Origin of the sequence: Mesorhizobium sp. M0663 (assembly GCF_040320585.1) — a bacterium.
Taxonomy (GTDB): domain Bacteria; phylum Pseudomonadota; class Alphaproteobacteria; order Rhizobiales; family Rhizobiaceae; genus Mesorhizobium.
This window is the reverse complement of sequence record NZ_JAMYPX010000054.1, coordinates 1-22,122: the sequence shown is the minus strand read 5'-3', so window position 1 is coordinate 22,122 and position 22,122 is coordinate 1. Positions and strand designations below refer to the sequence as shown.

Genomic DNA, 22,122 nt, shown 5'->3' with positions numbered 1-22,122 from the left:
CAGGTTGGCTCTGTCGCCATAGAACAGCACACCTGAATAGGTGCCCGACGTCGGTGCGCTGAGCTTGACGGTCGCCGTGCCGTTCATGCTAACGCCGGAGGTACCGGCCAGATAAATGACGACACCTCGCCGGAAATATTTGCATTCGAGTTCGCTTTGAAATCACCGCCTTGAATGACGTATACCCCGGGCGAGAGCGTTACATTGCCGCTCAAGCTGAGTCCCCTGCAGTATGTTCCAGGTTGCAACGCCGACTGATTGCTGTTTTGACAGGGGTTCGTGGCCGGTGGCGCCGGCAAGTCGGCAAAAGGATCGGCAGCGGGCAACGCCTGGGTTATCGGGCTGGCGCACACGGTCGTCACGGGGTTGCTCAACGAAACACCGCCTGCCGATACCAGGCAATCGACCTGCAGGCTTGCCGATCCTTGAAGCTTGATGGCGTCCGGAGCTATCGAATTCGACATCACGACGCAGCCGGTCAGTTTGAGGTTCGAACTGCCGGAAAAGAGCGCCGCTTTCGGAGCGGAATGATTGAGCGCCGTAAGGCAGGCCTTTGAACCATCGATGATAAGAGACACGGCTCTTGCCTGTGCGCCAACCGCATTTTGCGTGAATATCGATGTAAAAAACCGATCGAGGGTCTGATGAACGATGACCTCAACCGCCTTTTTTCCGACATTTGGACCGGCTGACGGAGGCGAGAAGACCTCTATTGTACCTGCTGACGGTCCCCAGCCGTTCGTGGTCGCTGACGCTGTCGCTGCGGAGACAATCTTTGGCGTGTCGGATCCGAAACCTTTTCCAAAGCGCCAGCATAGGCCGCCGCATCCGCCACCGCTTGTAGCTTCAGGCTGCTGTAATACCAATAGGAAGTCTCGATACCGAGGCCCGCACCGCCGACGACAATCGGCAATGACAGGGCAAAAATAGTAGCAACGTTACCGCTCTCGCCTGTTTGTCGCAGACGGCGTACAAACCGCCTCAATATACGGGCACCCCATTCCATGGAAGTATTTAGGCAAATATGGATGAAGGAACGACTAAGGATTTCACTCGATTTGAGTGTGCACTCTTTAGCCCCGACCTGCACAAAATCCGGCGGCCGCACTCGGCGTTGAGCGAACTGGCAAGCCGGCATTCGCCCTCGTGGGTGAGATCCGCACCCGAGCGATCCGCGAGCGGCTATGGAAGCGGGGCCAGGAGCATGTCGGGCCGTCGCCAAAGTGCATGAAGCGCCCAGCCACCCAATGGATCAAGCCGGGACTGATTGGCCACGTAAGCATCTGCGCGGCGAAGAGGGTCTACACAAGGCCTCGCTGCTGGACTTCTGGGATCAGGATTAGGAGTGACACCGGCGATGCCCTGTTTGACCCTTAGGCGAAACCGCCTAGGCTTACCGCAAAGCAGAGTTGAGTTGTCGCAACGCCCCCTGGGCGGCGGATAGCCTGTGCTTTTCGAAGATTGCTAGCTTCTGCTGGTAAGTGATCCGCACCTTGGCGTTGCACCCGTGGCATCTGAAGTGCGCGATCGTTCTTAGTGCAGAGCCTCTCCTTACTGCCGGATAGGAGCAATCCGGACAATTAAATGTGAGCGTAACATGAGACAAGTCTTTGGCTAAAACCATTTTCAGGTCGTGTCCCAGGATGTGGTGTAGCTGACGGCTTGGTCGCCGCGCTCTCCGGCATGGGGGCCGGGATGATCAGCGTGCCACCCCTGGCAGGCTGATGAGCGGATCATCGCTCATTTGGCTGATGGTTTCCAGTGTCATGTATCTGGCTTGGACGGCCCATTCGTCGTTCTACGAGGCGGACGATAGCGTCGTCGTTGGGCAAGATGCCGACGACGTCGGTCCGCCGCTTAATCTCGCCGTTGAGCCGCTCAATCACGCGCAGAGTTCCTGGACTGATGCTCGGCTGGCGGCAGCTTGCTCGCCAGCCGAGTTGAGTTCAGGCGGTGGTCGGGGGAGACTGGCCAGCCACACGCTGGTGATTCCAACCTGTGCCGATGTGCCAATCAGCAACCTTCGTCGGTCTTTTTCACCTGGCCTGGCGCGGCGGTGTTCGCTGTCGTGTCCTGCTGACCTGGCGCCGCCTGCTGAGCGCTGCCAGTCTGCTGGCCGGGCGCGGAGTCCCTGGCCGAGTTCGGATTTGTGGTGCCGCTGGTGGTGGTCGTGTCGGTGCCCTGATCGCCGGACATGTTGGTCCCGCTGCCCGTCGTGCCGGTGCCCTGATCCGTCGTGCTGGGCATGGTTGTCGTGGTCGAGGTTCCGCTCGTCGAGGTTCCGCTCGAAGTTCCGCTCGTCGTCTGGGCAAAGGAAAGCCCGGCCGACACCGCCAGCACGGCCGAAGCCAAAAGGATGCGTTTCTCTTCTTTCTCCTGTCTGAATGCGCGGGGTGCGCTGGCAAATCGAACAGGCAGACAGAAAGAGCGTTCCCCGATGAAGTTCTTTTTGTAACTCTGACAACGATTAGCCTTTGAGACGATTCATCGCCCTTGGCTCCGCTGCGGCATGTTTGCCTTCGGTCTCCTTTGCAGATGCGCAACGATTAGACCGAAAAATAGTCGCGATTTCGCCCATCGGTTGCATTCCGGCCTCGAACACGTTATTTTTGACGCTAGCGTTCCCGGGGGGGAAGGTGGATGAGCATCGTCCAAAGGGTCGGTCCAGTTCTAGAACAGGCGATTGCCGCAATCCTCAACAGGGCGGACCGGGGGGACACCGTCTCGGTCAAAGCCGCATTATGCCACGTTCGGCAGTCTGCGCCTGATTTGACAGTATGCGACGACCATATAACCGAGGCTATCGTCGAAGTCGCTGCGGCCCTTGACCTGTTGGTGGCTTTCGATAGTCGCGAGTAGTCGATCAATCGAGCGTAGCGGTTTGATAGGAACGGCCCGGCAGCCAATCGGGGGATGACCAGCGGCCGCTGGCGCTAACTAGCGGCAATTGGGTCGTTCACCGGTTGCGCAAGTTATAGGCCATCTCATGCATCATTGCCAATTTGGTAATCTGATTATGTTCCGTTGCCCTAGCCGCCGGATCTCACGATCCAGACTCGGTTCCTTGCGTAGGTGGGCAGGCGCCGGCACCAGCCGGCTGGAGTTCATTGAGCCTTGATGCCGACTTTGGTCGAGAAGCCGCCCGAGGGCGACGCCTGGATATACGAGGTGGAGTTCGACGGCTACTCGGCCTGTCTGCCGGAAGGTCAGCATTTAGGTCGGCGTCGACCAAAAGCTTGGAAACCGTGTTGATCGGCATGTCGGCAAACGCGGGACCTTTTCTAGATCATTGCCTTTTTCTGCGCGACCCGACAGATTCACCTGAGCATGCCCTGTAATGTCACGAAATAGGGCAACATGACCCATCCATTGCTGCGCGTCTGTGTTCGGTATTACCTAGGGGCGAATTGACATTTTATCGATGGCAAACACCGGGAACCCAGTTGATGAGAGATCCGACGAGCATCGGCGCGAGCGCCGCCAACGTGTGCTAAAGGGCGGGACGATCATCACCGGGATCCAGAATTCCGAGATCAGCTGCACCTTGCGCAATCAGCATGAGGGGGGCGCTGAGCTGAAGGTCGCGCCCGATGCCCGGGTTCCCGATCGCTTCTTGCTCTACGTGTCGGTCGATGGAGTTGCCTATCGATCGGAGGTTCGCTGGCGTCGCAACGACCGCATCGGCGTCAAATTCACCGGCACCGAGCCAAAACCGAAACTTCACTACGGCTGACCGACGGTAAGATGAAAGTCAGACTTTTTCTGGCACTCGCCAGTTATTTTTCATGTCCCGAACAGCACAAGTTGCACCGCACATTCTTGCCGAGGACAGCCTGGACAGGACGGGAACTGCGCAGCCGTCCTTGAAACCGCTTTCACGGCTCTCATTCCTCTTGCATCGAGCAAGGCTGGACGGCTGAAGAGACTGCCACCGCACTTTGTAACTTCGCCAAGAGACCACCTTGAACAGCTCAAGGCGACGACATCGACTTAAGTTCGCCTAGCTGTGCGCTGTTTTGACATTTCGACATCGCGGTGTCGGATTATTTGCATGCAAACGAGTGTTGCGACGCTATCCTCCCTCCTCAACGTAAGATTCTGGGAGGAATGTATGACTCCGCATGACCGACACGCCGTTGAAATCGTCAGAGACAAAGACTGGTCGGTTCGCGTGACGGTCAATGGCACCACGACCACCGTCCGTTTTACATCCGAGAGCTACGCGCGCTCGTTTGCAGATGGTCAGGCGTTCCGGCTGGGCGTTCAGGTGGCGGACCTTAAGAAGGCAGCCTAGCTGCGCGCCCGACGCGACCCGGCACAATATACTCGTCAAACGCCGCTTCGAGTTCGCTCGTGCAGGCGAAATCGCCCCTGGACAACAGCTTCCCGGTCTGGAACGGCGCGCCAAGCCTGTCATTCGAGAGAATCCGGTTTAATCATCTGTGTTCCTCGCGGTTCAATAGAGCTTGATCCAGGCCGGCGCATGGTCGCTTGGCTTCTCCCAGCCGCGCATGTCGACATCCACGCCGGCACTGCGCAGCCGGTCGGAAAGGGAGGGGCTCACAAGGAGATGGTCCATTCGCAGGCCCGAACTCCGATCGTAGCCGCCCCAGTAGGAGAAATTCCAATAGGTGTAGATGCCCTTCTCCGGATGGATGCGCCGGACGGCATCGATCCAGCCACCTTCGAGCATTCTAGCATAGGCCTGCCGGCATTCCGGGAAATAGACCGCATCGCCCAGCCATCGCCTTGGCACCACGGCGTCGATTTGGGTTGGAACGACGTTATAGTCGCCGCAGAGAACACTGGGTGCCCCAACTTCGAGCAAGTGCTGGCCGTAGTTGATGAGGCGATCGAACCAGCGCAGCTTGTAGTCGAACTTTGGGCCAGGCGCTGGATTGCCATTGGGCAGATAGAGACAGCCCACAACGACCCCATCCACCTCGGCCTCGATATAGCGGCTGTGAGTGTCGTCAGGATCGCCAGGCAGGCCGCGTCGGCGTTCCACAGGCTCCATTCCTCGGGCCAGGATCGCCACACCGTTGTAGGATTTCTGGCCGTGCCAGATCGCACCGTAACCCGCCTCTCTGATCGCATCGATAGGAAACTTGTCGTCCGACGTCTTCAATTCTTGCAGGCAAACGATGTCGTAGTCGCTTTCGCCTAACCACTTCAGGAGCACAGGTAATCGGCCGTTGACGCCGTTCACATTGAAGGTAGCGATGCGAGTCATGTGCGTGCCCCCTCGTGAGATATTCGCGGCAGCCGGTCATAGGCAATGTGGCCTATCCCCTGCGCTGAACCTCGAGCTCTTGATATTGCAACTTCCCCAGCGTCTGTGCGGCCGAGCCTCACTTCCTGCCCAGCTTGTCGTGACTTTCTTGCGACTGTTGGCGACTGACTTCACCGCCGACCTGACGTCAGCTTTGCTGGCGCCGGTTTTGCTCGCCTCATACTTCATTTCGTGGTCCTGCCCACCAGCGACCCTTGCCCGGTCATGGTTGCGTCCACGCGTTGTGCCAGTGTTCGCCATTTCTATCTACAACAATCGCCGTACCAGTCACCAGACAACGCGGCCGGACCCTTCCGGTTCAATGGTGGCGACGCGCGTGCCACGGAGCCAGCTCCCAGGCAGGGTATCGAATGAGCCCATGTATTCGGATCCGGCACGTCGCTACCGCGGGCGAGCCTAGCGGCTCGAAGCCTGGGTGGGCGATTTCGACATGGATGATCATGTGCGGGACAGCCGTGCTCCTCTCGCTCAACACGTCACGCTCCGCTCGGGGAGGTCGACGCGTCCCCAAAGGCCCACCATCTCCTGATTGGCGTCGTCACCTTCCCAACTGGAGACGTGAACATCAGAGATCTTCGTCCCGGAACTCCCTGGCCGGACGACCGTTTCGCCTTGTGCAAAACAATGGAGGATATGTCATGGACTGGAATCGCGTCGAAGGAAACTGGAAGCAGGTCAAGGGTAAGATCAAGGAACAGTGGGGCAAACTTACCGATGATGATCTTGATCGCATCGCTGGCAATCGCGATCAGCTCGAAGGCAAGATCCAGGAACGCTACGGTATCGAAAGGGACCGCGTTCGGCAGGATATTGACGATTGGTATGATCGGCAAGTCTGGTAGGATCGCATCACGCCGTCATCTACAGGAAAAGGTGCTGTTCACTTAACGGCGCTCCTTGGTGCGCTGGCAGTTGCAAGGTCAACCCGGCTTGTGTTGAGACAGCCAGCGGTCTGACCCAGCCGCTGCGATTGTAAGGCGCAGACGGACTCGCATGTGAGTTATGCGCTGACCGGCTGCCGTCCGGCTTTCCGCGATAACGCCGTAGGCGCGAGCGTGGCCGCTGTTAAGTTCTGCGGGCGGCGGACCTGATGTCTGCTCGGCCGGCGCCTCCCCCAAGCTCCCAAACGGGCAGCGGCAATCTCGTCTATGCGACAGCAATAGCCACTTGCGCCGACAACATGCAGCCAAATCCAGCATCGACAGCAAGCCAGCAGCGTTCCCCAAATACCCTTTCGGGCGTTCTCGTCGAAGTGGCTGACCTCGCCTCGAAGCTCAAGTTCGCCACGATCGATAGGGAAGGAGCCAGTCCTGGGCGATTTTTCGAGCTTGCTCGACCGTCAAATCACCGGACTTCCCGATCGAGGGTTTACGGCGGACGCCGGCATTGGTCCGGTATTGCAGCATGACGATCTTGCGCCCGGCCGGCGTGACTCCCTCACGAAGGCAGTCAGGTCTCATCGTCAGAGCTAGCGGGTCAGCCTCGTCCCGGAAGGCATGACGCGGCCAGCAATTGAATCCTCCCCGCCTGCCTGACCGAGGCCTGAGGACGACTTCACCCATTTCCGTCAGAGGCCGGTTCTCCCTGCTGTCTTTTGTCGTGTTCGGCGGGATGTCGATGACGACTGGCAAGTCTGGTAGGATCAGAAAGCGCCATCGAACGCCAGGCTCATGCAATCCTTCTTCGGTCTGACCTGATCAACCCCAGCCGCCTCCCCCGCTTCCACCGCCACCGCCACCAGAAGGAATGACAGGCGCAGGAACAGGCTCGTCCTCAACCGGTATAATCACTTTCTTCGCGGTTTTTTGTTTGCGAACGGGCTTGACGACCTTCGGCGGAGGCACCCGGCGGAGAATCTTCGGCTGGGGCGTTTCGACCAGTGGCGTCGGTTCAACTCTCGGAACCAGGGAAGTGCAGCCCATGAGGCCCGCCAACAAGCCGGATAACGCTGTTCCAAGTATTGCGTGTTTCAATACTCTGCTCGCCATTGTCTCCTCCTTGGTCAGAACAAGTCCCGACGCGGATTGGCTTCTTCCCAGACTCGTCTGGCCGCGTTAACCAGTTGAGTGTCTTGTGAACCGGACCCGGGAAGCTTCGATTTCAGTTCCTGTCGCAGTTGCTTCAACGCCGCTGTTTTTGGCTTCGGTCCGAACTTTGCCAGCGACCTCTGGGCGTCCGGCAGTTCCTTGCGCACGTCAAGTGCGGCGGCAAGCGCAAGGAAGCGCACGGCAAGGGCCTGATCGGCCTTATCGCCCTTTTGCATTTCGAGGGCCGCGCGATCGTAAGCTGCGGACGGATCACCCCGAGCGATCCCAATTTCGAAGAATCTTTGCGCTTCTGCGAGGCTCCGTCCCACCCCGACACCATCCCGATACATGCGTGCGAGGCTGCCGGGCGCATACGGCTGACCGAGATCGATTGCCTTCTGAAATAGCGCTAACGCCGTTTTGGGGTCCTTTTCCACGCCCTGCCCGGACAAGTAATTGCGCCCGAGCAGGTTCATGGAATACATGTCCTGCCGCTGGACACCGGCTTGCAGGAAGGCAACAGCGCGGGCCGGGTCAGCGGTTACGCCGTTGCGGCCCTCAGTGAAGATCGCGGCCAGATCGTTCATGGCGTAGGTGTGCCCCATCGCTGCCGCCTTGAGCAGCAGGTCCAAACCCTTGCCGGTGTCGGGCTTGACGCCATAGCCATTGAACAAGGCGCGACCCCACGACGTCATTCCGTAGGGATCGCCTTTGTCGGCGGCCGCCGCGTAGAGGGCATTGGCCTGGGTGCGGTCCAGGGCCACGCCGGCTCCGGTCGCATACATGTAGCCGAGTTCGAACACGGCGCGTACATGTCCCTTCCTGGCCGCCTCCTCGACGGCTGTCTTGGCTTCTTCGACCTTGCCTGCCGCAAGCAGCGCCCGCCCCAGTTCGTAGCGGAAGCGCGGGACTTCCGGATAAGCCTTTACTGCGGCCTCGCAAAGCTCAACCGCGCTAGCGCCAATTTCATTCGGCAGCAGGCCGGGGCTGACGCCTTGCAGATCGAGAGGTTCGCCGGCAGCCGTGTCGCACGGATTGATCGTCGGCGACAGTTTCATCGTGGCGGGCTTTGATGAGCTGCTGTCCGCCCGGATTTCGAAGCCGACCTCGACCTTGGCTTCCGCGCCGATCTGCGGTTCATAGCGCAGCCGATCGACCTCTCCGGCCATCAGGCTCGACTGCGGCGACAGGGTTCGATCGGGCAGCGAGAGCGTTCCCGTTGCCGGATAACTCGATACTTTAAGGCTGACGGCGGGATCATCGGTCGGGAAATCCAGATTCAGCGCAACTGGACCCACGCCCACGGGAACGTCGATGTCGCGGTTCTCGATCGCCTCGGCCGCACCGGTGATATGAATGCCACGCTCCAGCACCTGCTGCTTCTGCTCGGCCTCGAGCGAAGCCATGATCTGTTCGCCTTGCGCGCCTTCACCGCTCTTGACCCGAAACACGACGATGCCTTGGGTCTGGCCGCCCCAGTTGTCATGCGTCGCATAGGCCAGCATGTCGACCTCTTCCTGCGGGGCGACTCCCTTGGGAACATCCATCTGCAGGCGCGGCAGATCCTTGCCCTGGATCGGCACGCCCAACTCAACAGCCTTGCCGTCCAGCATCAAACGTCCCAGGGCGGGCGGTCTTTCGATGCTCAGGGTAATCGTGCCACCATCGACATCGACCGGTTCAGGCAAGCCCAAGTCGACGGGTCCGACTCCTGACAGCACCACCTTCTCCAGCACGGGCGGCAGCGATGGTCGATTGCTGCGGCGCATCAGGACGACTTCGTCGATCAGCGATGAGTTCTCCCAGGGAACCTGGAGGCCGTTTGTGGCCTCGACCACATCGCGGCGCACCGCCGCCATCACGGTGCGGATCTCCTGGTTCGGGGCCAGCGCGCGACGGGAAAACGCCGCCGAAAACGGGCTGAGTTCGCCGGCGCCGTCATAAGCCGCCGCCCCGGGTTCGGTGGCAAAGGCAATCAAGGTGTTCAGCGAGCTTCTCACCTGTGCGAGCCCGGTATTGCCGGCAGTGATGAGCTGGTCTCTCAGCCAGTAATTCTTGCGTGGGAACGGATTGTTGCGGCAGGCATCGAGTATGATCACCTGAATCTTTGATTTCGAGCGTAACTGTTCCAGCACATCGTTGAGCTTGATGGCCTGGACTTCGATGTCCGCCGCCTGCTTCAAGGAGGCATCGACCGGGATCAGAAAATTTTCGCCGCCGATCTGAAAACCGTGGCCGGAGTAGTAGACGACGGCCAGTTCTGCGCCGTCTGCGGCGGCAAGATAGTTGCGGAACTGCTCCTCGAATTGCAGCTTCGTCAGATCGCTTGCGACGAAGACCTCGAACCCTGCCAGTCGAAAGGTTTTTGACACGTCCTCGGCATCCTTGGCCGGGTTCTTGAGTGCGGGGAATTGTCGGTACTCCGAGTTGCCGATGACAAAGGCGACTCTTCGGTCGGCGCAAGCGTCAAAGGTCGTGAAGCTCGCGAAGAGGAAGGCTGCGATGATTCCGCAAAGTCGGAGCATGGCAATTCCCTTGAACGCTATTGCCTCGCCCACAAGAACACGGCATGTGCTAGCAAGGTCCGTCAGAGAGCATGCAATCCGCCGAGACAGAAAGAGAGAAAAGCCGTCGCGACGGCGGGCATATTCCTCACTTGATCGAATACTAAATTACATCAGGGACCGAGTGTCTGCAACGTCTGTCACACCTCCAGGCTACCGCCAATCCCAATTCCGCCACTGATATCGGGAGGAGCAGCTGCGGGAGGCGAGGATTGCGGCTGCGAGTTTCTGGCATTTTTTCGGCTGGGAACACCTTTGCTCCGCACGGGGGCGACATCGCAGGCGACACTTGCTCGCCTGGGCCTCTGCAGTAAGGTCACAGGCTCTTTGCAGGCTCGGCCGGAGTGCAAAAAGAGCTTCCCCAGAAGTTCAACGATCGGCTGGGTGGCCGACGTCATTCGCTTAGTGTTCTTGTAATACGTGCTGAGAGCATGGAGCGAGCCCTTGCCGCAATCTCCGTCGAGGTCATGCGATAACAACCTGGGCGGCGCGAGCCAACTGACCGGAACCGAAAATACCGAACGGCGTTGAGCCCGGGTCATCGCCCCTCGCCTTCTGCTGCGATCAGCTTGCTATCCTCGGCCTTGGGACGGGAGTGCATGAGAGGTTCGAGGTTGCGACCGACGCAGCTAGTCCGCCACACATCGTCGGCCATCGCATCTCCCGCGTCGAGGCAAAGATCACGAACTGGAATCTTCGCCAAAGGACAGTGCGGTCCACCGAAGATCTGAGGGCCCGCCCAACTTTATGCAACTTTCCTAAAATGCCCGGAACCGAGGCTCGTCCTGCGGCTTGAGTCGATTTCTGGAGTCGCAGATTGATGAGTAGCGCAAGGGACCGGCTTTCCTTCATCGAGTTTCAATCACCCACCCTGGTGGCCAAAGCTCCCGAAGACGGCGAATGGCTTCACGAAATTAAGTACGATGGTTACCGGACCCAACTCATCGTCGAGCGAGCAAGAGCACGAGCCTTCACACGTCGCGGCTACGACTGGTCGCATCGCTACAAGAGCATTGTCCAGGCCGCGGCGAACCTGCCGGTGAAGTCTGCGATCATCGACGGCGAAGCCGTTGTCCTCGGCGAAACGGGTCTGCCGGACTATCAAGCCTTGGAGCGGGAGTTGGGCAACCCGAACTCGCCGAGGCTTATCTTCTATGCGTTCGATCTGCTGCACCTTAACGGGCGCGACCTTCGCCAGCAGCCGCTGGTTGAGCGCAAGGCCGCACTGGAGAAGCTGCTGAGCGATACAGCGCCAAAATTGATCTATGCCGAGCACCTCAAGGTAAGCGGCAGCGCCATGTTCGCACAGGCCTGCAGGATGGGCCTGGAGGGGATCGTGTCCAAGCGCGCGGATGCGCCCTATCGCTCCGGCGTCCAGACGAGTTGGGTCAAGGTCAAATGCATCAAGAGCGACACTTTCCCGATTGTGGCTTTCGTCGAGAAGCTCGGCGCCCGTCCGCGCCGCATCGCATCGCTCTACATTGGCAGGCGACAGGACGACCGGCTGCTTTATGCAGGCAAGGTCCAGACCGGCTATACGCTTGAAGCATCTCAACGTCTTCGCGAGCGGCTCAACCCCCTGATCATCGACAAGTCGCCGCTGTCACTGCCTGTCGACAAGCCCAAAGCGACCTGGGTCAGACCAGACGTTCTGGCGGAGGTGCAATTCACTGGCGTGACGGATCGCGGCATCTTGCGCGAGGCGGTGTTCAAGGGATTGCGCGAAGACCTCGTGCCTATCCCGGCAAAACCGCCCGCACGGTCGAAGCGACGGCTGGACCGGAACCATGGCGTCCCGCGCGAGAACATCCTGCAACTGCTGCCCGATGCGGTCTCACCCTCCAAAGAAGAGCTCGCCGGCTACTGGGAACGGGTTGCCGATCAGGCGCTGGTTCATCTTGGCCGGAGGCCGCTGAAGCTGGTTCGCCATGCCTTGGGGGCCATCTTCTATCACAAGGGACCGCTGCCGGACATTCCCGCAGCAGTGCACCAATTGCGGGTCCAGAAGCGCGAGGGTGGTGAAGGGGTGCGCGTGTGGGTGGATGATCTTTCCGGTTTGCTCGGACTGGTCGAAATGGACGCCGTGGAGCTTCATCCCTGGAACGCTACGGTGGACGACATCGAGCATGCCGATCGCGTCGTTCTGGACCTCGATCCCGGCGAAGGCGTCGAATGGTGTGAAGTGATCGATGCCGCTTTGGCGCTGCGCGACATCATGGAGGGGGCAGGTCTGAAGAGTTGGCCAAAGGTCACAGGCGGCAAGGGGATCCACCTGATGGCCCCGCTTCAAACGAAGATCACCCACGAGCGCGCCCGGCAGCTCGCAAAGTCCCTTGCTCAGTGCCTTGTCCATGCTGATCCCGATCGCTATTTGCTGTCGGCCGATCCGGCAGCCCGAAGAAGCCGGATTTTCATCGACTATCTGCGGAACGGACGTGGCAATACGGCCGCTGGCGCCTTCTCCCCGCGAGTGCGGCCCGGCTTCCCGATCGCGCATCCTGTGACCTGGAGCCAGGTTGAGCGTGGCATTAAGCCGGACGCCTTCACGATCAGCCATCCCTTCACGGCGGCCAAGAAAAGGGCAGCGTAGCGTGTCGAGAGCCGCCAACTTGCGCTCGCAGCCCACACGCGACGGAAGGCCCGTCTGAGATTCCTCCGCTGCATATGTGGAGCATTGCGCCTCGCTGCATCCTCAGAGTAGTTCCGATGCGGCAGGGTGGCTTACCCAACCCAAGCGGCCTCACATTTCTGTCGAATGCAGCACGCTGTGCTTTCACGAGCGCGTTGCGCGCCTTCTTCTCCGGTGACTTGACTGCCGATGGAATTGTTGTCACGGCTGCGGCGCGAGCAGCTCGTTTTGGTTTGTCCGCCGCAGTTGTTGTAGGCGTTTCTGCCTTGCGCCCCAGCCCTATTGATTTTGCCAAGGCCGAGCGACCCGCCAACGGGCGTCATTTGAGTTTAGGTTGCCCCGAGAAGAGCCTGTTCAGTCTCAATTGCATCGGGTAGCGGGGCTTGAAATCGCGAAGACGCGCGTTCATGCAACCTCCGCCCTTTCTTCGCGTTTAGCCGCGTTCAACCCTGGCGAGCGAGAAAATGCCGGCGTTCATTCCGATTACAATTTACCTGAATTGCAAGCCGATGGTGGTTGCATCAATATCCGATGCTGCGAAAGCCCTTGAACAACCATGGCCACACGTGGCCAAGCCGCAGCGGCTCGAAGCCGTCCGAATGATCAAGGAATGCTTGGCCGGTCATTGCAACCAACAAGCTGCGATCGATGCCTTCAAGGCGGCCGCAATCGAACAGGGACTTTTTACCCAAAGGCCTCCGAGCGTAGGCCTCACGAAATTCGACGCGGTTGTTAGAGACATGGTGTGAGCCCATACTGCTCTCGCCATCTGGACCGCTGGCAGGCTTCGCCGGCCATCGCTATGCCGACGAATTCCGCGGCGTCGGCATTCTCTTGAGAATGCGGCAGCGCTCGACGGCGGTGCGCTTCCACATGGCGCGGTCAAAGCCGGGAGACCTGAACATGGCTTGGAAGTGCTTCCGCCAGGTCGGCGAAAGATGCACTCCCACCGAATACGATAGGCCGCTATGATTTCGACATTGCGACCGCGGCACAACCAGTCGAGCTGCGCCCTAGCGGCAAGTCCGGCGAGCCCGCTCGCGTCCATCCCGGTTTGCAACAGCCAGTTTTCTTGCCGACTACCAAACAATGCGCATACGTTAGATTAACCGCCCTCCGCTTACGCTTACCGCTGCCGCGCATCTCGTGGCGCTTGGCCGCCGCTGGCGGGACCTTGAGCGACCGCGTCCTGCTGGACTCAGCTTGCCCATGATGGCTTTTGAGTAGCGCTCACGCGCCAGAGACTCCCCCGTGCTTGGTTTCTCGATCAGCCGCAGCCGCTTCCATTTCGAGCCGCGCCAAATGGGCCTTGATTTCCTCAGGCTCGGCGTGCTCCAGCCCTACGACATTGTTCCTCGTTTCCTTCAATGCAACGATAATCTCATCGAGCTTGGCATGGATGGCAGCAGTGTCGCGATAACCCTGGATCAGAACAACGCCGGTAATCACAATCGCTGCTACTGAAAGCGCATAGGTGATTACGCTTGTTAGGCCGAAAGGGACCATCGCAGTGCAGGCTATCATGGCCACGATGATCAGATAAAAGCCGGGCGGCCGGGACAAAAAGTCAGCAACTACAAAGAGAAATCGGTTCATGTGAATCCCGGTTGGGCCTCGATCTTGGGTGCTCGTCAATGCGGTCCGAGATGCGGACGGCTCTCGCCTATGAGCCAGCGGAATGAGGCTCCGGGACTGCGCATGAACAGTTGCTGTGCAGTCGTCCCTACTTTTTCCACTTATGCGGGAACGTCATCCTTTCCGGATAGGACGCGAGGGTTGGCACGAGAGACGCCGTCGTTCCATTCCCCCTTTGTGGTTCTTCTCGGACTGGCCCCTCGCGTCCGCCTCTGGTTGCGGCTTGCCGGCCAGCTCTTTTTCAAAACGGGTGTTTTTCGACATGGCTCTCTCTCCATTGAGAAACGCCAACTCGATATGAGGAGCAAAGTTCCGCGGCCGGAACCAACCTCGTGCAGATTGCTTAGTCACCTGCTTCCGCTTTTGTACTTCGTGCCCGGAGGCGGTGATTGCCGGCAGTTGCCGGGATCGGTTGGAACTCACAGCACGAAAGCTTGCTCTCGCGCCCCCAAAAGTGACAGATTAGCTGACTAACTGATTCACGCAGTCAGACTGAATGGCAAAGCAGAAACGAAAGCTCGATGCGCGTCAGGTGCCACCTTCTCCAGAGGAGACTCAGGAGGCCGCCTTCTATGCGCGAAAATGCGGGCTGACGACGGACGAGGCGCTCAAGTTGATCCGCAACGCAAAAGTGCTCACCTCGGCCGCCGTCAGATCCTACTAGGCTCGCAGTGTTCGGACCGCTTTCTGCCGTGCCTCTCGCTGGCGCCTCAGTTCGTTGCGCTTGGCAGCCAGTGGAAGTCGTCATGCCCCGATGAAAGGATCTTGGCGAATGTGCCGTTTGCGATCCATGAATTAAGGCAGTGCGCTCGCCCGCATCTTGATCGTAGCCGAAACATCTCTGATTTCACGGGTGTGGCGCAACATCCAGATTTCGGCCCTTTCGCTAGTCGCATATCGGTATGGCCTAGTAGTCGCCTTCGAACGACTCAGCTTCGCCATGGCCAGGAAATCGAATTCCGGGCAGGACGGCCTCGACTTCGCAAGGCCGCGTCGGAGCGCGCGCTGGATGCGTCAGAATGACGAAGCTGTCGACCTCATCTCCTCATGGCTGCTGGCATGCCGGAAATTCGTTGGCGGAATGCATGAAACCCCGATTCCATGTTCTCATTCTGCTTACGACCGCGTCGATCCCGGACCCACGCGAAAGTCCGCCGCACCTTCGGCACGGCGGGCTTTGGTAGAAAAATCAATCTAGACCTTAACAATCCTGCGGGTACCTGGGTCAACCAGAACGGTTCGTCCCTCAACGACTACATAGCGGTACTGAACGTCCGGGACTTCGTACAGCTCGACTGTGTCGGGCAGAGCGGCGCCAATCTTGAGCTCAACACCGGGAAGCTCAGCGATGCTATCGGTTTCTTCTTTACATACTCCCGGATCACCGTGTCCTGCTCAGGCTGAATGATGACATCCTGAGCGGCGACCGCTCCGACACCTACGAAAAGAAGGATTCCTGTCGCAGCAGATAAAAATTGCTTTCCTATATAGTCCAACGAGGCAACCTTCCGCTGCGGTGCTTGATGGTCCCGCACGGGGCTACTTACCTGAACGGGCGGAAGGAATTGTTGTTCCGCTGGCGCTGAGCAACCCCGCGGCCGGCCGCCACGATGGCTTGGTTCCTTCGTAGAAAGGAGCTTTTAGGTCAGGACAATCGGGATGTGGGCATTCTTCACAGGGACAGGGCTGGTCGCCAGCGGTGCCAAAAGATGCACAAGCTGGCGTCGCAAGCCGCCGCTGCAGGCGCACCGTGGCCGCCGCGCTATCATCGGTTTTTCTGGCTGTCGGTCGCCTTCGGCTTCCCCGCCTTCGCTGCCGTACTCGGGATCTTCTGGCTGGTAATAGCTCGCCCAGCAATCGAGTCGCAGGCAGGGCATGCTGCGATCACGCGCAGTCAAAGCATTTGCGGAAAATTCCCGCCCCATGCAGAGCGAATATCCGCCGGAACGGGCCTATTACCCTCGCGTTAACGGTGATGACGTTCTCCGCAGATGTCTACCGCGCCGCCGGCTTTGCTGTTCTGAGAGAAATGCCCGTTAGTCGCACCGGAGTCCGGTCGCCGATATCATTCTAACGGCGCTCACTGCCGTGGGCATAAGGCCCCCTTCAGGCTGGTTAGGCGGAGCTTACCAAAAAAGTGCTGTTCGAACGGAACACAGAAAGCGCAGGCAAGTTCGGTAGGCAGTGGAGGAGATTGCGCCATGAACAGTGTCATTTATCTCATCGGCCTTGTCGTCATCGTGCTTGCGATCCTCTCCTTTCTCGGATTCCACTAGGAGATACCATGCAGGACCAGGACGACCAGGGCCGTCAGACGGCCGATTTCGAGGCAGCCAAAAGCGAGCTTTCGGAAAGACTACAACGGGAAAAGCAGACCGCGACAGAGGCGCTCCACGATGCTCGCGACGAAATCACTAGGAAAGCCGCCGATTACGCCTCGGAAGCAAAGGAAGCGTTGTTCAACAAGGCGGAGGGAACGCAGCGCGACGTGAGCGCCAATCTGAAGGCTTTCAGCGGCGCCTTGCGCGCGGCCAGCGAGCATCTTGCCAATAGCGATCAACGGACCGCTTCGAAGTTGGCCCTTGACGCCGCAGGCGGGCTCGAGCGGCTTTCGTCGTCCTTGAAGGATAAACCGTTCGACGAGGTGCTTGGTGAGATTCGGTCGTTCGGCCGCGACAACTCGGGGGCGCTGATCGCCGGTTCCGTATTGGCGGGCCTGGCGCTGGGACGGTTCATCAAGAGCTCGCCACCATCTGCCTCGACCGGGACACCGGTCCAGCCGGGAACAGGCCAAGCATCCGAAACGGGTTCGAACTCGCGATCGGCTGAGGCACTAGAGCCGACGCCGCTACGATCCGATCAGTCCGGCGACGACTGGGCCAATGCAAGGGTGGAGCAAAACCCATGACCGACAATCAGGACAGTCGCAGCCTGACAACACTTGTGGGGGATCTCGCACAGCAGGTCACGACGCTGCTTCAAACCGAAAGCAGGCTGTTGCGGGCTGAAATTTCGGAAAAAGTGACCAAGGCGGGCGCTGGCGCGGTTGAGGTCCTGGGAGGTGCCATTTGCCTGCTCGCCGCCCTGATTGTGCTCTTGCAGGCGCTGGTAATTGCTTTGGCGAGCGCCGGGTTGGGGGCGGGTTGGTCTTCGCTGCTGGTCGGAATCATGGTGGCGATACTGGGGATCATACTCTTGCGCACCGGCACGGCAAGCATGGCTCCCTCGGAGCTGACGCCCGACCGCACGCAAGACCAACTCAAGCGCGACGCACGCGTGATCAAGGACCAGATAAGATGATCGACAAATCCTCAGCCGAACTCGAACGCGATGCCGACATTGCCCGAGCCAAGATAACGGACACCGCAGACTCGATCCGCAGCAAGATGACACCGGGTCAGCTGATCGACGAATTCACCGGGATGTTCACCGGTGAGGGGGCGGCCATGCTCAGCAACCTCAAGGCTCAGGTCAGGGACAATCCCCTGCCCCTTACATTGGTGGGCGCCGGCCTGGCGTGGCTCATGCTCGGCAAAGGCACTTCGCTAGACAGTTCAGCGCCAGGCGCGTATCGGAGCAGGCCATCTGGGGGCTCCCGCAATTTCTCCGACCGGCAGAGCTTCGGCGAGGGCTGGCATGAGTCGAGCAGCGAGTACAATGGTCCCGAAAGCGAAGCTGCCGGAGGCGGCTCCATGCTCTCAGATGCCGCTGATTCGGTGGCTTCGGTAGCAGGCGGTGCTACCGAAGCTGTTGCAGACCTTGCGAGCGGGGCCAGAGAAAAGTTGAGAAGCACGGGCGGACAAGTCGCCTCGGGCGTTAGTGATGCGGCTGCACAGGCGCGCGAGTCTGCGCTGGACTTGTTCCAGCGCGAACCTCTGGCAATGGCTGCGGTCGGCCTCGCCGTGGGCACCGCCATCGGTGTGATGCTGCCCCACACCGCCTCGGAAGACGAGCAACTTGGCCGCTACAGCGACGAGCTCCGTGAGAGTGCCGAGGTCGTCCTCGAGACTGGCATGGAGCAAGCCAAGCAGGTCGCCGCCGAAGCCTATGAGACCGTAAAGGAAGAGGCTGACCGCCAGGGCGCCAGCGGCGACGAGACGCTAGTCGACCGCGTCGGCGAACTGGTAAAGAAGACGGCAAGCAAAACCGAGGAAGCTATTCGCGATCGTTTGCCGGAGACGGACGAGCCTCCCAAGACTTCGTCATAGCGCTGCCGCCGGTTTTCGTGGTGCGCTGGCGCAGCTGTTCTTGAGGTCCACCTAACTAGCGTTTCAGCTATTCCGTACCGTCCCCTGCTTCTTTGAAAATATTGGGCTTCTGGATTTATTTGTCTCGCACTGTCCGGCCCCGTCCCGTACTCATGTGGGCTCGTGACGGCAAGCGGCGTGAAATGGGCTTGGGCGCCTATCCCGTCGTCACACTTGCAAAGGCACGAGCGAAGGCCACCGAGTGCAGGTCTGCGGTTGAGGAAGGCCGCGATCCAATTGCAGAGAAAGCGAAGGAGCAGAGCCGACTTTCGGGGACTGCGCTGACAAGTACATCGCCACCATCAAGTCCGAATGGCGGACAAGCACGAATATCAGTGGAATCAGACGCTCACCAGTTTCTGCGAGAGCATCCGGCCGAAGCGGGTTTCGACAATCACAACCGAAGACCTTCTAGAAGTTCTTGCGCCCATCGGGCAGGCCAAAGCCGAGACGGCATCGAGGCTTCGCGGGCGTATCGAGCGCGTTCTAGAGTTCGCAAAGGTGAAGGGCTGGCGCTCGGGAGAGAACCCGGCGGCATGGCGCGGCAACTTGCGGAACCTCTTGCCGAAGCGCCAGCGGTTGCAGCGAGGCCATCAGCAGGCAATGCCGTATGCTGAAATCCCCGCGTTCACGGCTCGCTTGCGGAAGGCATAGGCGATGGCAGCTCGTGCGCTAGAGTTCACAATCCTGACTGTGGCCAGATCCGGCGAAACGTTTGGCGCGACGTGGAAAGAAATCGATTTTAAGGGAAAGCTCTGGAATGTGCCGAAAGAGCGCATGAAGGCCGGCGCCCCGCATACCGTTCCGCTATCGATCGAGGCCCTGGCGATTCTGGAAGCCCTGCACGAGCAACGGCAGGAGGGACAGGAATTCATCTTCACCCGTGACGGTGAGAACCCTCTGTCAAATATGGCCATGATGATGCTGCTTCGGCGCATGAAGCAGACGGAAATCACAGTTCACGGTTTCCGCTCTGGTTTCCGGGATAGGTGCGGCGACGCCACAAGCTTCTCGCGCGAAGTTGCGGAGGCCGCCCTGGCTCACAAGATCGGGGATGAAACCGAACGAGCCTACCGCCGGTCTGACGCGCCCAAAGGTAGTGCTCATGGCCTCTGCCGCCACTGGCGATTCACTTGCGAGGCGATCGAGCAGCGCAAAGAGATTGCCGCGTTGGTAGCCGAGGCGCGGCGAACAGCGGCCGCTGTGATATGAATGGACCTAGTTCGCCAATCACACAGCGATGCCCGTGCCCCTAACCTTCAAGTCGCACGACCCAGAGCGGATGAAACTACAGCCGCTTCCGTTCCCGGCAGTTCGAACAGCATGGGCAGATGGCGACACTCGGCTTCGTCCACGATCAGCTCCTCAATAGTCGCGATGGAAAGATGGCTTTTGAGGCGCAGCCGGACAACCGCCGCGAGTTTGTGAACGGGGACCGGTACCGCCCCGGCGTGATGGGCTAGCAGACTATTGATCTCAGCAACTACCTTTGGATCGACGACGTGGGGCAATGGCAGCATGAGAGCACTCCTTTCGGAAGTAACTCTAAGCCGATCAGGGCGATGAGTCTGGCGGCGTACGTTTTTAACCAAATGCGCGGACATCATTGGACGTCAGATCACGCTCGTTAGCGGTTGCGTGCATTCGAGCGGCGGGCGCCGGCTGCATAGCCAATCGTGAAGCAAGATGAACCTTTCCCGCATTATTGTGTTTGGAGGGATGCCTCGCTTTTTCTTCGACTTCACCGATACCGGGCAAGTCTTCCGCGACGTCGAAGGCACAGATCTGCCCGATCTCGAAGCTGCAAAACAAGAGGCGGTGAGAGCCTTGGTCGAGATCACCACAGATAAGCTGCCGGATGGCCCCTATCGAGAGTTTGTGATGAAGGTACCCGACGAGAGTGACCAGACGTTCGCAGACGCAGTGCTCAAGTTTGAGCTGCGGGAGCGCTAGGGGTCTTCAAATGGTTTCCGCCTGGGACAAGTTTGACATAGTAACTGCTCGATTGAATGAGCGCCGCGCCCGCGCAGACATCGAAGACCTTCGGCAGACCATCGGCGAAACCCGCCGTGTAATCGCAGCGGCCCGTAAGCTGTTGGACCGGCTAGCCGTAGGCCACGGGGCCATCTCGTCAGAAAGCAGCTCCTCCCGCCCTACCTAGGCGCTGCTGATGCCCGCTATGCGGCTCAGTTCGAATTTGACCACGATCTGCACTAGCTGGTTGCCTGCTTCATCGCGGACTTGAATGCTAGCCTCGCGGTAGGTGCCATCGGGCAGCTTTTCTCTTGCGATTTCAAGCAGCGTTTTTGCTGCCTCGTCCTCCGCAGATTCCAGGTTCGGAAGCTCTGAACCTTCAGGGTCTGGGAAGGTCTCTCCATTGCTGGACAAGTCGAAGAAATAGCGCGGCATCAGTCCTAACTAGGATTGCCGGAAAATGTTCAATATCTCTTTTTACATACAAAGAGCTAATTCACCATGTCCCGCAGGGGCTTCTTGCGCTTCGGTGGCCGGTATTTCTCCACCAGCCTGATCTTGTCGATGTCGATCGTCACCAGGGGCCACATGTCAATGGTCACCTTGCGGCCTTCCTCGTCTGTGCGCGTGACCTCGCCTGTAAGCTCGATTTGCTGGCCTCGCTTGACCTTGGAAGAATCCCGGATCGAATGCGGGAAGTTATAGGACGGAATAGAGACGCTTACGCGGTCCTCGGTGACCCGCCTTCGAACCGTGGCCGTGATTGCAACCACGTCACCGATGCCAATGCCCCGCGCCATGCCTTTGAGTCTGGAGCGGCCGGCGCCTTAGTCAAGATGCTGCTAATGTACAGCGACGATACCGCTTGGCGGACTGGCTAAACTCTCGCTATATCGCGCGCATGGCAAGCGGCTGGACGATTTGTGGCCGGCTACAATCGGCAATACGACACGTTCAAAACGCTGTCGCTGGACGCTCCCATGGGCGGTCGGAGCTCAGACGAATCGACCTGCTGGAGGCACCGGCCGCTTACGAACCCGATGAAGACGAGGAAGATGATCCGGATATCCTGATGCTCAAGGGCAGACACTTCCGTCTGTGATGGACAAGGGGACGGCCCAATCTTAGGTGTCAAACGAATCCAGGAATTGACCCTTTGGCGAACTGAAGAACTGACCCCTTCATTGGTTTGCTGTTTGGTTTGTTTCGGGCACCGAGCCGACCTTCTGCAGAAGGCCGGACCGTCGCTTTTCGCGCAGCCTGTAGCTGTCCCCCCTGATGGTGATCACCGTTGAATGGTGAAGCAGGCGATCCAAGATTGCCGTGGCCACCACGGGATCTCCAAAAACGCTCCCCCATTCACCCACCGAACGGTTGGAGGTAATCAGGATCGATCCCTTCTCGTAGCGGCGGGACACCAGTTGGAAGAAGAGGTGGGCGGCATTGGGCTCGAAGGGAAGATATCCGAGCTCGTCGATGATCAGCAATTTCGGCCGTGACAGGATCGTTAACTGCTTGTCGAGCGAGCCGTCGCTGTGGGCCTTGGCCAACATCGCCACCAACGTGGCTGCCGTGACGAACTGCACGTTGTAATTCTGGCGGATTGCCTCGCGGCCAAGGCTCACTGCAAGATGGGTCTTGCCCGTGCCCGTCGGACTGGGCTCATAATGCCCGTTATCAGGATGGCGAGGCAAAGAAGATTGTCCGTTACGCCTTTCATCCACGTTCGGGCGGGGAGATTTTCGTCACAGGC

22 protein-coding genes and 5 pseudogenes are annotated in these 22,122 nt (G+C 59.3%); 14 read left to right on the top strand and 13 right to left on the bottom strand.

Going from position 1 to position 22,122, the window contains the following annotated elements:
• Positions 1 to 83: 83 nt before the first annotated feature.
• From NKI54_RS34615 to NKI54_RS34600, 4 genes and pseudogenes are all read right to left on the bottom strand, one after another.
• The gene (locus tag NKI54_RS34615) at positions 84 to 578 is read right to left on the bottom strand and encodes a hypothetical protein (RefSeq protein WP_352694300.1); all 495 of its coding nucleotides are present in this window, start codon (positions 576 to 578) and stop codon (positions 84 to 86) included.
• A 131-nt stretch (positions 579 to 709) separates the two neighbouring features.
• Positions 710 to 1,006: a TadE/TadG family type IV pilus assembly protein gene (locus NKI54_RS34610; protein ID WP_352694302.1), complete on the bottom strand. Its 297-nt coding sequence runs from the start codon at positions 1,004 to 1,006 to the stop codon at positions 710 to 712.
• A 693-nt stretch (positions 1,007 to 1,699) separates the two neighbouring features.
• Positions 1,700 to 1,883, bottom strand: a pseudogene (locus NKI54_RS34605) (transposase); the annotation flags it as partial.
• Between the two features lie 130 nt (positions 1,884 to 2,013).
• Entirely contained in the window at positions 2,014 to 2,352 is a 339-nt protein-coding gene (locus tag NKI54_RS34600) for a hypothetical protein (RefSeq protein ID WP_352694299.1), read from the bottom strand.
• 1,069 nt (positions 2,353 to 3,421) lie between these two features.
• Between NKI54_RS34600 and NKI54_RS34595 the strand changes: the two genes are divergently transcribed.
• Positions 3,422 to 3,733: a PilZ domain-containing protein gene (locus tag NKI54_RS34595; protein ID WP_352450276.1), complete on the top strand. Its 312-nt coding sequence runs from the start codon at positions 3,422 to 3,424 to the stop codon at positions 3,731 to 3,733.
• 378 nt (positions 3,734 to 4,111) lie between these two features.
• The gene (locus tag NKI54_RS34590) at positions 4,112 to 4,294 is read left to right on the top strand and encodes a hypothetical protein (RefSeq protein WP_352694297.1); all 183 of its coding nucleotides are present in this window, start codon (positions 4,112 to 4,114) and stop codon (positions 4,292 to 4,294) included.
• Between the two features lie 162 nt (positions 4,295 to 4,456).
• On the opposite strand, the gene xth is transcribed toward NKI54_RS34590, so the two are convergent.
• Both xth and NKI54_RS34580 read right to left on the bottom strand, forming a co-directional pair.
• Positions 4,457 to 5,233, bottom strand: coding sequence for an exodeoxyribonuclease III (xth, locus tag NKI54_RS34585; protein WP_352694295.1), 777 nt, complete (start codon positions 5,231 to 5,233; stop codon positions 4,457 to 4,459).
• 141 nt (positions 5,234 to 5,374) lie between these two features.
• Positions 5,375 to 5,533: pseudogene (locus NKI54_RS34580) on the bottom strand (DUF3606 domain-containing protein); the annotation flags it as partial.
• Positions 5,534 to 5,931: 398 nt separating this feature from the next.
• On the opposite strand from NKI54_RS34580, the gene NKI54_RS34575 reads away from it, so the two are divergent.
• Complete coding sequence (locus NKI54_RS34575; protein WP_352450279.1) at positions 5,932 to 6,135, top strand: CsbD family protein; 204 nt, start codon at positions 5,932 to 5,934, stop codon at positions 6,133 to 6,135.
• 1,160 nt (positions 6,136 to 7,295) lie between these two features.
• Here the strand turns inward: NKI54_RS34575 and NKI54_RS34565 are convergent.
• The gene (locus NKI54_RS34565) at positions 7,296 to 9,878 is read right to left on the bottom strand and encodes a caspase family protein (RefSeq protein ID WP_352694294.1); all 2,583 of its coding nucleotides are present in this window, start codon (positions 9,876 to 9,878) and stop codon (positions 7,296 to 7,298) included.
• 826 nt (positions 9,879 to 10,704) lie between these two features.
• Here NKI54_RS34565 and ligD point away from each other — a divergent pair.
• Both ligD and NKI54_RS34555 read left to right on the top strand, forming a co-directional pair.
• A complete protein-coding gene (gene ligD, locus NKI54_RS34560; protein ID WP_352694293.1) occupies positions 10,705 to 12,474 on the top strand; it encodes a DNA ligase D in 1,770 nt (589 codons plus the stop codon).
• Between the two features lie 503 nt (positions 12,475 to 12,977).
• Positions 12,978 to 13,262 carry a DUF982 domain-containing protein gene (locus NKI54_RS34555; RefSeq protein WP_352694291.1) on the top strand — a complete coding sequence of 95 codons (285 nt, stop codon included), beginning with the start codon at positions 12,978 to 12,980 and terminating at the stop codon, positions 13,260 to 13,262.
• A gap of 481 nt (positions 13,263 to 13,743) precedes the next feature.
• Here the strand turns inward: NKI54_RS34555 and NKI54_RS34550 are convergent, their stop codons facing one another.
• Positions 13,744 to 14,109 carry a low affinity iron permease family protein gene (locus NKI54_RS34550; RefSeq protein ID WP_352694289.1) on the bottom strand — a complete coding sequence of 122 codons (366 nt, stop codon included), beginning with the start codon at positions 14,107 to 14,109 and terminating at the stop codon, positions 13,744 to 13,746.
• Between the two features lie 535 nt (positions 14,110 to 14,644).
• Here NKI54_RS34550 and NKI54_RS34545 point away from each other — a divergent pair.
• Positions 14,645 to 14,812 (top strand): hypothetical protein, encoded by a 168-nt coding sequence (locus tag NKI54_RS34545; protein WP_352694287.1) that lies wholly within the window; start codon positions 14,645 to 14,647, stop codon positions 14,810 to 14,812.
• Positions 14,813 to 15,342: 530 nt separating this feature from the next.
• Here the strand turns inward: NKI54_RS34545 and NKI54_RS34540 are convergent.
• Positions 15,343 to 15,635: pseudogene (locus tag NKI54_RS34540) on the bottom strand (DUF1236 domain-containing protein).
• A 123-nt stretch (positions 15,636 to 15,758) separates the two neighbouring features.
• On the opposite strand from NKI54_RS34540, the gene NKI54_RS34535 reads away from it, so the two are divergent.
• From NKI54_RS34535 to NKI54_RS34505, 7 genes and pseudogenes are all read left to right on the top strand, one after another.
• Positions 15,759 to 16,118, top strand: a complete 360-nt coding sequence (locus NKI54_RS34535; RefSeq protein WP_352694285.1) for a DUF2269 family protein — start codon at positions 15,759 to 15,761, stop codon at positions 16,116 to 16,118.
• Positions 16,119 to 16,432: 314 nt separating this feature from the next.
• The gene (locus NKI54_RS34530; RefSeq protein ID WP_352694283.1) at positions 16,433 to 17,056 is read left to right on the top strand and encodes a hypothetical protein; all 624 of its coding nucleotides are present in this window, start codon (positions 16,433 to 16,435) and stop codon (positions 17,054 to 17,056) included.
• Positions 17,053 to 17,448 carry a phage holin family protein gene (locus NKI54_RS34525; RefSeq protein ID WP_352694281.1) on the top strand — a complete coding sequence of 132 codons (396 nt, stop codon included), beginning with the start codon at positions 17,053 to 17,055 and terminating at the stop codon, positions 17,446 to 17,448. Before NKI54_RS34530 ends, NKI54_RS34525 begins: the two co-directional genes overlap by 4 nt.
• Positions 17,445 to 18,356: a hypothetical protein gene (locus tag NKI54_RS34520; RefSeq protein ID WP_352694279.1), complete on the top strand. Its 912-nt coding sequence runs from the start codon at positions 17,445 to 17,447 to the stop codon at positions 18,354 to 18,356. The genes NKI54_RS34525 and NKI54_RS34520 overlap by 4 nt, the downstream gene beginning before the upstream one ends.
• 152 nt (positions 18,357 to 18,508) lie before the next feature.
• A pseudogene (locus tag NKI54_RS34515) lies at positions 18,509 to 18,589 on the top strand (hypothetical protein); the annotation flags it as partial.
• A 118-nt stretch (positions 18,590 to 18,707) separates the two neighbouring features.
• Entirely contained in the window at positions 18,708 to 19,049 is a 342-nt protein-coding gene (locus tag NKI54_RS34510) for a phage integrase central domain-containing protein (protein WP_352694304.1), read from the top strand.
• A 3-nt stretch (positions 19,050 to 19,052) separates the two neighbouring features.
• The gene (locus tag NKI54_RS34505; RefSeq protein WP_352694278.1) at positions 19,053 to 19,607 is read left to right on the top strand and encodes a tyrosine-type recombinase/integrase; all 555 of its coding nucleotides are present in this window, start codon (positions 19,053 to 19,055) and stop codon (positions 19,605 to 19,607) included.
• Positions 19,608 to 19,654: 47 nt separating this feature from the next.
• Here NKI54_RS34505 and NKI54_RS34500 read toward each other — a convergent pair whose 3' ends face one another.
• The gene (locus NKI54_RS34500) at positions 19,655 to 19,915 is read right to left on the bottom strand and encodes a hypothetical protein (protein WP_352694276.1); all 261 of its coding nucleotides are present in this window, start codon (positions 19,913 to 19,915) and stop codon (positions 19,655 to 19,657) included.
• Positions 19,916 to 20,081: 166 nt separating this feature from the next.
• Here NKI54_RS34500 and NKI54_RS34495 point away from each other — a divergent pair, with 166 nt between their 5' ends.
• The gene (locus NKI54_RS34495) at positions 20,082 to 20,348 is read left to right on the top strand and encodes a DUF6894 family protein (protein WP_352694275.1); all 267 of its coding nucleotides are present in this window, start codon (positions 20,082 to 20,084) and stop codon (positions 20,346 to 20,348) included.
• A 204-nt stretch (positions 20,349 to 20,552) separates the two neighbouring features.
• Here the strand turns inward: NKI54_RS34495 and NKI54_RS34490 are convergent, their stop codons facing one another.
• The 3 genes and pseudogenes from NKI54_RS34490 to NKI54_RS34480 all read right to left on the bottom strand — a co-directional run.
• Positions 20,553 to 20,804, bottom strand: coding sequence for a DUF6894 family protein (locus NKI54_RS34490; RefSeq protein ID WP_352694273.1), 252 nt, complete (start codon positions 20,802 to 20,804; stop codon positions 20,553 to 20,555).
• Between the two features lie 56 nt (positions 20,805 to 20,860).
• Entirely contained in the window at positions 20,861 to 21,169 is a 309-nt protein-coding gene (locus tag NKI54_RS34485; RefSeq protein WP_352694271.1) for a hypothetical protein, read from the bottom strand.
• 381 nt (positions 21,170 to 21,550) lie between these two features.
• Positions 21,551 to 22,024: pseudogene (locus NKI54_RS34480) on the bottom strand (ATP-binding protein); the annotation flags it as partial.
• Positions 22,025 to 22,122 lie beyond the last annotated feature (98 nt).

What these genes read in the sequence shown, in the direction of transcription:
- NKI54_RS34595 (WP_352450276.1), top strand. Translation starts at nt 3,422, where the DNA reads ATGGCAAACACCGGGAACCCAGTTGATGAGAGATCCGACGAGCATCGG.
- xth (WP_352694295.1), bottom strand. Translation starts at nt 5,233, where the DNA reads ATGACTCGCATCGCTACCTTCAATGTGAACGGCGTCAACGGCCGATTA.
- ligD (WP_352694293.1), top strand. Translation starts at nt 10,705, where the DNA reads ATGAGTAGCGCAAGGGACCGGCTTTCCTTCATCGAGTTTCAATCACCC.
- NKI54_RS34535 (WP_352694285.1), top strand. Translation starts at nt 15,759, where the DNA reads ATGGCTTGGTTCCTTCGTAGAAAGGAGCTTTTAGGTCAGGACAATCGG.
- NKI54_RS34575 (WP_352450279.1), top strand. Translation starts at nt 5,932, where the DNA reads ATGGACTGGAATCGCGTCGAAGGAAACTGGAAGCAGGTCAAGGGTAAG.
- NKI54_RS34500 (WP_352694276.1), bottom strand. Translation starts at nt 19,915, where the DNA reads ATGCTGCCATTGCCCCACGTCGTCGATCCAAAGGTAGTTGCTGAGATC.
- NKI54_RS34610 (WP_352694302.1), bottom strand. Translation starts at nt 1,006, where the DNA reads ATGGAATGGGGTGCCCGTATATTGAGGCGGTTTGTACGCCGTCTGCGA.
- NKI54_RS34550 (WP_352694289.1), bottom strand. Translation starts at nt 14,109, where the DNA reads ATGAACCGATTTCTCTTTGTAGTTGCTGACTTTTTGTCCCGGCCGCCC.
- NKI54_RS34555 (WP_352694291.1), top strand. Translation starts at nt 12,978, where the DNA reads ATGCCGGCGTTCATTCCGATTACAATTTACCTGAATTGCAAGCCGATG.
- NKI54_RS34520 (WP_352694279.1), top strand. Translation starts at nt 17,445, where the DNA reads ATGATCGACAAATCCTCAGCCGAACTCGAACGCGATGCCGACATTGCC.
- NKI54_RS34525 (WP_352694281.1), top strand. Translation starts at nt 17,053, where the DNA reads ATGACCGACAATCAGGACAGTCGCAGCCTGACAACACTTGTGGGGGAT.
- NKI54_RS34495 (WP_352694275.1), top strand. Translation starts at nt 20,082, where the DNA reads ATGAACCTTTCCCGCATTATTGTGTTTGGAGGGATGCCTCGCTTTTTC.
- NKI54_RS34490 (WP_352694273.1), bottom strand. Translation starts at nt 20,804, where the DNA reads ATGCCGCGCTATTTCTTCGACTTGTCCAGCAATGGAGAGACCTTCCCA.
- NKI54_RS34545 (WP_352694287.1), top strand. Translation starts at nt 14,645, where the DNA reads ATGGCAAAGCAGAAACGAAAGCTCGATGCGCGTCAGGTGCCACCTTCT.
- NKI54_RS34590 (WP_352694297.1), top strand. Translation starts at nt 4,112, where the DNA reads ATGACTCCGCATGACCGACACGCCGTTGAAATCGTCAGAGACAAAGAC.
- NKI54_RS34505 (WP_352694278.1), top strand. Translation starts at nt 19,053, where the DNA reads ATGGCAGCTCGTGCGCTAGAGTTCACAATCCTGACTGTGGCCAGATCC.
- NKI54_RS34530 (WP_352694283.1), top strand. Translation starts at nt 16,433, where the DNA reads ATGCAGGACCAGGACGACCAGGGCCGTCAGACGGCCGATTTCGAGGCA.
- NKI54_RS34510 (WP_352694304.1), top strand. Translation starts at nt 18,708, where the DNA reads ATGGCGGACAAGCACGAATATCAGTGGAATCAGACGCTCACCAGTTTC.
- NKI54_RS34485 (WP_352694271.1), bottom strand. Translation starts at nt 21,169, where the DNA reads ATGGCGCGGGGCATTGGCATCGGTGACGTGGTTGCAATCACGGCCACG.